Here is an 8,291-nt window from a genome sequence, read left to right as displayed (position 1 = left end):
GTTCTATTATGGAACTGACCTGCGTTTCCGCCTCATGAAATGGGTCGCGCAATCTAAATTTGCTTGCCTTGTGGGCCTTCAGTTCGGGCGTTCTCGAGTGAACATCCAAGGCAGCTTCAGAAAACGGTTTAACGGTCCCGCTCTCACTGATAGGTTGAACCCCAAAGGGGTTTTCCGTGTACATAGCAGAGATTCGGATTGAAAACTTTCGATTGTTTGGTGCCGGTGATCAGGCATTCGTCCTTCCACTAACGCCGGGACTTACCGCTCTCGTTGGTCAGAACGATGCAGGCAAAACCGCGGTTATTGATGCACTCCGATTGGTGCTCGGTACGCGCGACCAAGAGGTGCCTCGCGTCGACCCGATGGACTTCCATCAGCCGGCACCTGCGGCCGACCCCGCCGACCAGATCGTTATCCGACTGACCTTTCGCGGCTTAACGCTCGCCGACCGAGCTGCATTTGCAGAATTTCTCACGTACGAGACAATCGCGGGTGCGACCGACACGGCAATGATCCTGACCTGGGTGGCGAAGCGCAATGCTAAAGAAGGTAGTTCGCGGCGTGTGCTGCCACCCGAGTGGCGCACAGGCGCCAAGGGTGACGGTCCTCTGCTGGATCTAGGAGCACGATCACTATTGACGGCGACCTATCTGCGCCCCCTGCGAGATGCAGAGCGCGCGATGAGCGCTGGGCGCGGTTCGCGCCTGTCGCAGATCCTCCAGCACACCAAGGAAATCCGTGACACCGGCAATCCGTTTAACAAGCTTGCGGAAGCGCCAGTGGACCCTAATACGCTAAGCGTTCTCGGGTTGGGCGATTATGCGTCACATCTTTTCGGTGAGAGTGAAGGCATCAAGCAGGCGCGCAAGCGGCTCAATGACGAGTATCTAAAGCCGCTCTCATTCGCCAACGACCTGTTGCATGCCAGGATTGGAGTGGCCGGCGCGCAAGAAGACGGCCTGAGATTACGACAGCTCCTTGAGAAACTCGAACTGGCACTGACCGCGTCGGCTGATACCGAAAGCGCGCATAGCCGTGGGCTGGGCTCGAACAATCTCCTTTTCATGGCGTGCGAGCTGCTGCTCCTCGCCGCGGAAAGCGACGGTTTTCCGCTCCTGCTTATCGAAGAGCCCGAGGCGCATCTGCACCCGCAGCGCCAGTTGCGGTTGATGTCCTTTTTGCAAGAACAGGCGGAGAAAAAACGCTCCGACGGACAACATATCCAGATCATCGCCACGACGCACAGTCCCAACCTCGCCTCGGATCTGCGGCTCCGCAATCTTGTTCTGATCGAAGGCGGGCGGGCATTCCCGATGTGCGAGGGCAAGACCAAGCTTAGCACGTCGGACTATCGCTTTCTCGAACGCTTTCTCGACGTGACCAAAGCAAATCTGTTCTTCGCCCGGGCGGTCTTGGTTGTGGAAGGCGATGCCGAGAACATTCTGCTGCCGGTGATTGCCAGGCTGCTTGGACGCGACTTCCACCATCACGGTGTGTCCGTGGTGAATGTCGGAGGCGTCGGGCTCGGGCGCTATGCCCGGGTCTTCATGCGTGAGAATGAGGCACAGGACGGCCCTATCAATATCCCCGTCGCTTGCATCACCGACTTAGACGTGATGCCCGACAATGCGCCGTGGATCGTCGGAAAGCTCGACGAGGGTCAGCTTATTCCCCCGCGTCCGCCCTCCAAGCGCCAATGGAGGGTGAAAGCCGATTTTCCCGGCGATGAGCTGAACCAGCGGCGGGCGGAACGCCGGGCGAAAGCGTCGGGCCAAAGGGTCGAGACGTTCGTCGCCGACGAGTGGACGTTAGAATACGATCTCGCCTTTCATGGGCTTGGGAAGCATGTTTTCCGCGCGGCTACTTTAGCGATTGCCGATGACAGGCTCAACGCGGCCACGACCACGCGAGCTGTCGTCCTCGACGCCGCGGACGTCGCCTATCAGGCATTGGTCAATGCAGGTCACGATGGTCCGACGCTTTCCTCGCATGTCTATGCCCTATTCGAGGCTGATGGGGCTTCCAAAGCTATTGGCGCACAATATCTTGCTGAGCTACTCGAGCAGGAGGTCGTCGATGGCGTGCTGAATGCAGAGGGCCTTCGGGCATTGCTTCCGCCCTATGTCGTCGCCGCGATCGCCCATGTTACCGGACCATTCGTGCCCCTACCTGCCGGCGACGCGGAAGCTGACCCAAACCAGCAGGCTGCTCCTGAGCAGGGGGTGTGAGCAATGTTCGACGGTCTAATCCGCGACGAAGATGTTGCCTGGGCGGCGGACGTGATGGGTCTAGGGCCGGACGGGTTCGCACCGGTCGAGGGAGACGACAGCCGGTTTCGGGCGATGCTCCGACTTGACACGGTCGATTTCGAAGCGTGCCCAGGCAGCGGCAAGACCACATTGCTCGTTGCGAAGCTAGCTGTGCTTGCGATGCGCTGGACGTACCGCCAGCAGGGCATCTGCGTGTTGTCGCACACCAATGCAGCGCGCAACGAGATCGGTTCGAAATTGAGCAACACGGCGGCAGGTATCGCGCTTATGCGCTATCCCCACTTCGTCGGGACCATCCACTCGTTTGTGAACGAGTACCTGGCGCTGCCATGGCTCCGGTCCAAGGGTGTCGAAGTGCGCTGCGTCGATACACAGATTGCGCTCGCAAAACGTTGGGCCTTGTTACCTCGCAATACTCGTTGGGCGTTGCAGCAGGCCAATCTAACGGAATCCTGCCTCATCTACACCCAGCCCGACTACGGTGGCGGTGCGACTGGTAGGTTCGGGACGCAGACGCCGACATATCAAGCAATTGTTGACGCGCGACGGGCTTCCAGTGAACAAGGATACTTCTGTTTCGATGAGATGTTCATCTGGGCAAAGGAGCTTCTTGATAGCTGCCCAGAGACAATCCGGACTCTACGTCGCCGTTTCCCGCTCGTTTTCATCGACGAGGCGCAGGACAATAGCGAAGCACAATCAGCACTGCTGCACCGAATTTTCTGCGACGGCGACGCGCCATCGCGCAGGCAACGGTTCGGCGATTCCAACCAGGCGATCTATGCGAATTCGTACCAAAGTGGAGCCACGACCGACCTCTTTCCGAGCGGTGACGTGCATCCGATGCCACGGAGCTATCGTTTTGGGCAGGATCTCGCCGACCACATAAAGGGCCTGGGGGTCGCTCCACAGCCTCTGATTGGCGCCGGTCCACCCGCACACCTTGGTGCCGACCCAAAGGAAAGGGCGATCTTCCTGTTTGACGATGGGTCCGTGCAGTCGGTTTTGCCGCGCTACGGTCAGCATCTACTGGACACCTTTAATGAAGACGTGCTCGAACGGGGCGTTTTTACCGCAATTGCCGGCGTCCACGAACCTGGTGGCGATGATAATATCCCGCGTGCGATGGGACACTACGTCCCCAGTTATGATCCTTCGTGCGTGAGAAAAGAGGCCTCACCGAGCAGCTTCCTGCAGTATCTGGCGCGAGCGAGGTTTGAGTCATCAGCCGTTGGGAACACCGATAAATTGGTGAACGCCACGGCGTCGGCACTGCTGGCTGCCAGCGAGCTTGCCGGTGGCACGCATGGTCGGATGTCGCGGAAGTCTCCGCATCGCAGGGTCGTGGAGATACTTAGCGAGGGTGAAGCACGGGCCAGCTATCGCGCGTTACAGGAAATCGTTCTGACACATGCAGGCGAGTTCTCTCCCGAGGTGTGGGCGGCGCAAGCGCGAGCCCTTGTCGAAAACATAGTCAGGCAGCTCAGCGGAGCGGCCGCGTTGGACGGGACTGTCGTCGCGTTCCTCACTGCTCCCCAAGCGCCAATAGCTGCTGAAGGCGAGGCAGCCATCGTAACGCGCACCGATAACCTTTTCACCTACCCGGCAGGGGCGCCGCGGGTTCGTGTTCGTTTGGGATCGATCCACTCGGTGAAGGGCGAAACGCACACGGCGACGCTGGTGCTCGACAGCTTCTTCCATAAGCACCACCTCAGCGAACTCAAACCCTGGTTGCTGGGATCGAAATCGGGCGGTTCGACAACGACCCCCCGCGGCAAGAGGGTCTTGGAAGGCATTCGAATGCTTGGGCGGCTCAAACTGCACTATGTTGCAATGACCCGCCCAACCCACCTGCTATGCCTTGCGATGCGCAAGGATGCTTTTGGCGACGGAGAACTCGACACGCTTTCGGATCGCGGTTGGAGGATTATCGATTGCTGCGCACCGGCTTAGAAACCTAATCCCGGGCCGATCTCGCTAAGACCTGCCAGACTATGGAAAGCTTTTCGGAAGCGATTATGGCGACGCGTAACGCCGATACGGAACGGCCGGCTAATTTTGTCGCATTTCGTAGCCGTAATCCGAAAGCCGCGCCCTTGCCTTTGCCAACTCTGCCGGGGTGAACAGCGGATGCCATTTCGGATTATCCAAGATCAGGGCCTCGACCGTTAGATCAAGACGTTTCCGTTCCCAAAGGTTCGTATAGCCTTCCGACGGCTTGGCAGCGTTGATAAGATATTTCGCTGTCGATAATCCGCGGCGCTCCACCAGCATCCGATGAAACGCCGTTGCTGGATAGTTCGCTTCCACTTTCGCCCGATGATAAATCCCCATCATAGCTTCATCAAATTGCGACTCCAACTTTGCCGTCATAATGCCTGCCCTCCCAACCCGGCTGCCTGAATGCACAATCTATTTAAAACGGTATGTCTTCGCCCGCTTCCGTTAGTTCCAGCTTCTCCCTCGCTGATGTACCCTGGTGAAGATAGGGCTTGATGTGCGGAATTCGGTAGGCGCTCGACACACCGAACTTGTTCACGTTTGACGGGATATGATCAACATGAACCATGCCGTGCGTGACGAGCAGGCTCAGCGCGCTGCGAATTTTCTCACGCCCGATACCGGTATATTCCTCGATTTTGTCGTAGCTAATGTTGGCAGCGTTCGTGTCGCGCCCGCGCCGCGCGATAAATAGGAAATAGAGCTTCAGCGCATTGAGTTCGGTCGCTTTGCGCAGGTTGAAGTCCTGCAAGAAGGACAATGCCTTGCCGCCGGCATACAGAGGCTTCGCAGGCAAGGCACCCCAGCCGATGGCGCCGACGCCGGCCAACTTATATGTGCTCCGTCGCCTTTCTACGCGCCGTTCCATTCGCCCAAACTTCTCCAGGACATCCAGGCCGCCGGAAATCTTGGCCCGGCTAAGTCCGGTCGCCCACTCGAACGTGTCGTAGGTCACGCTCGCCTCACCCGTGTCCGGATCGGTGTTATGCGCGATCACCATAAGGCACATGAGGGCAGCAATGTTGTTGGCGCCCTGCCCTCTATCCCAACGAAACGCCTTCAGTCCGCCCGCATTGATCCACGCGGTCGGCAGCTTCACCCATGTCCTCATACCCTTCATGTGTCAGCGGTCTCCGTTCTTCCGGACATTTGCCACGGCGAGCGCGGCAACACCGAGAGCTGCGAACGCCAGCATGATCGTCATCTGTTCGGTCTTCAGTCCCACCAGGAGACGCACAAGTTCAGTCAAAGCTTCCATTTTCATTTCTCCATCGCATTGAATCTTTTCGATCCGATGGCTGAAATTTAGGACGCCTAGGAGGTTCTTTATAGAGACAGTTGAGGTCAGTTTGGATAGGGATTTTCGAAAAAATCTAAGTTAAACAGCATTGTAAATCAAAAATCGACCGTCTTTATAAGCCTCTGAGATAGTTCACGAACGTCCCGCTGTGAACTAAATGCCGATCCGGGGAGGCACAGCCCAGAGGCCGCGCTTCTCTCAGCCCTTTCCGTTTATTAAAGGGCAAGCGTTTCCTGCGCAGCGGCACCTTTTTTCTTCACCCAGAGTTCCGTGGTGCGCTCCACCTCGATGAGATCAGACGGGAAAACCCGCTTCTGAAACGCAAGGATGTCCTCGAAGCTGCCGTGAAGCCATTGCTGGTAGTCGTCGCGATGAAGCAGCACCGGCATGCGGTCGTGGACCGGCGCAACCGCCTCATTGGCGTCTGTCATGACCCCTGAATAGACTGGCCCCCACTCGTCGCTAACGCGCCAGAGCCCGCCCCAGGCGAAGATCGGTTCATCGCGCATGCTGAACCAGGTCCGGGTCATCTTGCCCTTCTCACCTTCCGCCTCCGCAAAATGCGTGACAGGGATCAGACATCGCCACTGCGGTTTTCGCGCCAGGCCGACCCACATACCCTTGGTGAGTTCACGAACATTGTTGACCGGTTTCGGCTTGGCGTCGGGCTTCATTCCCTTCAACCGGAGCGGAAAACCCCAGGTCATCGAGCGCAGCTCGCGAACGCCCTCCTGTTCGGTGACGACCATGCCGGGCGTTCCGGGATAGACCTCATCTGGCGCGTTAGATTGCATCGGATTCGGCACGCCGAAATGAGCGGCTACCTCTGCGGCCGTGACGCGGACGGTATAAAGGTTACACATGCGACGAACCTTTCAACTCGGACATCGGTCTAGATAAACACGTCGCCCCGCTGGCGTGAAGCCTTGGAAGGCGGGGTGCCGCTCTGCCATCGATCGCGCGTTTGCAGAACCTCGAAATCATCCGATGAAGGAGGCTCGCGAAACTGGAACGCGATGACATCCTCAATCGATCCATGCAGCCATCGATCATATTCTTCCGGCTTCAGCAGGAGCGGCATCCGATCGTTCAACGGTCTGATCCTGTCGTTCGCGTCGATTGTCAGACCGGCGAACACCGGCCCGAACTCGGGCGTGTTGCGGCAGATACCGGCCCAGGCGATCAACGGTTGGCGCCGGAGGGAGAACCACGTCCTCGCTTTCGAGCCTTTGACGCCATCGGGATTGGCAAAATGGGTCAGCGGTATCAGGCACCGATATCTCTGATCGACAATGATGCGATCCCAGAGTGGGTTCGTGAGATCCGCGACGAGACCAATGCGCCCCGGCGGTTCTCCGCTATGGCGCATCTCCCCGGTTTGCCGGGGAAAGCCCCAGGTCGGGGATTTCAGCAGGCGCAGACCATCCTTTTCGAGCACGATCAGACCGGGCGTGCCCTCGACGGTCTCCGGGGGCACGCTCGTCACCGAGGAGACATCGACGCCGAAATGCTCGACAATCTCTTCAGCCGCGCGGGAAATTGCGAATAGCCGGGACAAGTCCAGCCTCCGGTCCAGTTTGGTCCTCGCAAGCTATCACAAGAACAAATTAGGAACAATCGGCTGCTTCTGGCCGTATTGGGACGAATCTTTTTTGCGGTCCGCCAGGCGCCTGCATCTCAATGATTCGCAAGGAAAATCCCCCGCCCGAAAAAATGAGAGACAATTTTCCTATTTTCGGGTGGCTTGACTCTTTTTCGATAGAGGAACAGATACAGAACAAACAAGCCCGAAACGACATGACGTCGCCCACCAACACGAACGCCTTGGAGTCCGTGAACGATGAATGCTGTCCGAAACAGGGTGATAACCGACCTGCGCGAACGCATTGCCTCCCTGGAGAGCCCTGCGTCGCGGAAGGCTGGTTTGTTGCCGTTTCAGGTGGCGGCGATCGACGCGGCGCTTCCGGGCGGTGGCCTTGCCTACGGCGCGCTTCATGAAGTCTCGGGCGGAGGGACCGGAGCCGTCGATGGCACGGCGGCCGCGCTGTTCGTTGCCGGCATCGCCGCCCGCACGACGGGACCGATCGTTTGGTGCCTGACGCGGCCGGACCTATTTTTCCCGGCGCTCGCACAGGCCGGGCTTCATCCGGACCGCGTCTATTTCGTCGAGAGCGACAAGGAGGAGGATGTTCTCGCGAACGCGGAGGAAGCGCTTGCCTATGGCGGGCTAGGCGCTGTCGTCGCGGAGCTTGTGCGATTGCCGATGGTGGCGAGCCGCCGGCTGCAGCTCGCCGCCGAGAAGACCGGCGCGATGGCGATCGTCGTCCGGCGCTGGCGTCGGCCGACGGAAGCCTCCGACTATGGGCAACCGACTGCCTCGACCACGAGGTGGCGGGTGAGCGTCCTTCCCTCGGAGGAGCTGCCGGTCGCCACCGTCGGTCGGGCAAACTGGCTGTTGGAATTGATGCGCGTGAAAGCGGGCGAGTGCGCTGAGTTTATCGTTGGAGCCTGTGATGCCTCGGGTCGTATCGATCTATCTACCGGACCTGCCGACCGACAGGATCAGACGGGCCGATCCTTCGCTGCCGGCTGAGCAGCCGATCGCCGTCATCGCACGGAGCGGTTCCCGGCGCTGGGTCGCGGCCGCAGATGCAGCGGCACGGAAGGTTGGTGTGAAGGTCGGCATGCCGGCGGCAAAAGCCCAGGCGCTCTTCCGC

The 8,291-nt window shown here is 59.0% G+C and carries 8 protein-coding genes and 1 pseudogene; 4 read left to right on the top strand and 5 right to left on the bottom strand.

The window, feature by feature from the left end:
- Nucleotides 1–176 precede the first annotated feature (176 nt).
- Both SPHINGO391_RS02305 and SPHINGO391_RS02300 read left to right on the top strand, forming a co-directional pair.
- Nucleotides 177–2,231, top strand: coding sequence for an AAA family ATPase (locus SPHINGO391_RS02305; protein ID WP_152007326.1), 2,055 nt, complete (start codon nt 177–179; stop codon nt 2,229–2,231).
- Nucleotides 2,232–2,234: 3 nt separating this feature from the next.
- On the top strand, nt 2,235–4,226 hold the full coding sequence (locus tag SPHINGO391_RS02300) for a UvrD-helicase domain-containing protein (RefSeq protein ID WP_152007325.1): 1,992 nt from the start codon (nt 2,235–2,237) through the stop codon (nt 4,224–4,226).
- A gap of 99 nt (nt 4,227–4,325) precedes the next feature.
- Here the strand turns inward: SPHINGO391_RS02300 and SPHINGO391_RS02295 are convergent, their stop codons facing one another.
- From SPHINGO391_RS02295 to SPHINGO391_RS02280, 5 genes are all read right to left on the bottom strand, one after another.
- Nucleotides 4,326–4,646, bottom strand: a complete 321-nt coding sequence (locus SPHINGO391_RS02295) for a hypothetical protein (RefSeq protein WP_152007324.1) — start codon at nt 4,644–4,646, stop codon at nt 4,326–4,328.
- A gap of 43 nt (nt 4,647–4,689) precedes the next feature.
- Entirely contained in the window at nt 4,690–5,373 is a 684-nt protein-coding gene (locus tag SPHINGO391_RS02290; RefSeq protein ID WP_152007323.1) for a hypothetical protein, read from the bottom strand.
- Nucleotides 5,374–5,397: 24 nt separating this feature from the next.
- Nucleotides 5,398–5,532, bottom strand: a complete 135-nt coding sequence (locus tag SPHINGO391_RS25325; protein ID WP_280177915.1) for a hypothetical protein — start codon at nt 5,530–5,532, stop codon at nt 5,398–5,400.
- A gap of 257 nt (nt 5,533–5,789) precedes the next feature.
- Nucleotides 5,790–6,437, bottom strand: a complete 648-nt coding sequence (locus tag SPHINGO391_RS02285; protein ID WP_152007322.1) for an SOS response-associated peptidase family protein — start codon at nt 6,435–6,437, stop codon at nt 5,790–5,792.
- 29 nt (nt 6,438–6,466) lie between these two features.
- The gene (locus SPHINGO391_RS02280) at nt 6,467–7,132 is read right to left on the bottom strand and encodes an SOS response-associated peptidase family protein (RefSeq protein WP_152007321.1); all 666 of its coding nucleotides are present in this window, start codon (nt 7,130–7,132) and stop codon (nt 6,467–6,469) included.
- 282 nt (nt 7,133–7,414) lie between these two features.
- Here SPHINGO391_RS02280 and SPHINGO391_RS02275 point away from each other — a divergent pair, with 282 nt between their 5' ends.
- Both SPHINGO391_RS02275 and SPHINGO391_RS02270 read left to right on the top strand, forming a co-directional pair.
- Complete coding sequence (locus SPHINGO391_RS02275; protein ID WP_152007320.1) at nt 7,415–8,167, top strand: ImuA family protein; 753 nt, start codon at nt 7,415–7,417, stop codon at nt 8,165–8,167.
- Nucleotides 8,088–8,291: pseudogene (locus SPHINGO391_RS02270) on the top strand (DNA polymerase Y family protein); the annotation flags it as partial. The gene SPHINGO391_RS02275 and the pseudogene SPHINGO391_RS02270, both read left to right, overlap by 80 nt.

This window comes from Hoeflea sp. EC-HK425 (assembly GCF_902498795.1).
Classification (GTDB): Bacteria; Pseudomonadota; Alphaproteobacteria; order Rhizobiales; family Rhizobiaceae; genus Hoeflea; species Hoeflea alexandrii.
The sequence above is the reverse complement of the archived record's forward strand: the minus strand, read 5'-3'. Positions and strand labels throughout refer to the sequence as shown.

Bases quoted from the DNA above. Each gene is read 5' to 3' on its own strand.
- SPHINGO391_RS02285 (WP_152007322.1), bottom strand. From the start codon at position 6,437: ATGTGTAACCTTTATACCGTCCGCGTCACGGCCGCAGAGGTAGCCGCT.
- SPHINGO391_RS02275 (WP_152007320.1), top strand. From the start codon at position 7,415: ATGAATGCTGTCCGAAACAGGGTGATAACCGACCTGCGCGAACGCATT.
- SPHINGO391_RS02300 (WP_152007325.1), top strand. From the start codon at position 2,235: ATGTTCGACGGTCTAATCCGCGACGAAGATGTTGCCTGGGCGGCGGAC.
- SPHINGO391_RS02295 (WP_152007324.1), bottom strand. From the start codon at position 4,646: ATGACGGCAAAGTTGGAGTCGCAATTTGATGAAGCTATGATGGGGATT.
- SPHINGO391_RS25325 (WP_280177915.1), bottom strand. From the start codon at position 5,532: ATGGAAGCTTTGACTGAACTTGTGCGTCTCCTGGTGGGACTGAAGACC.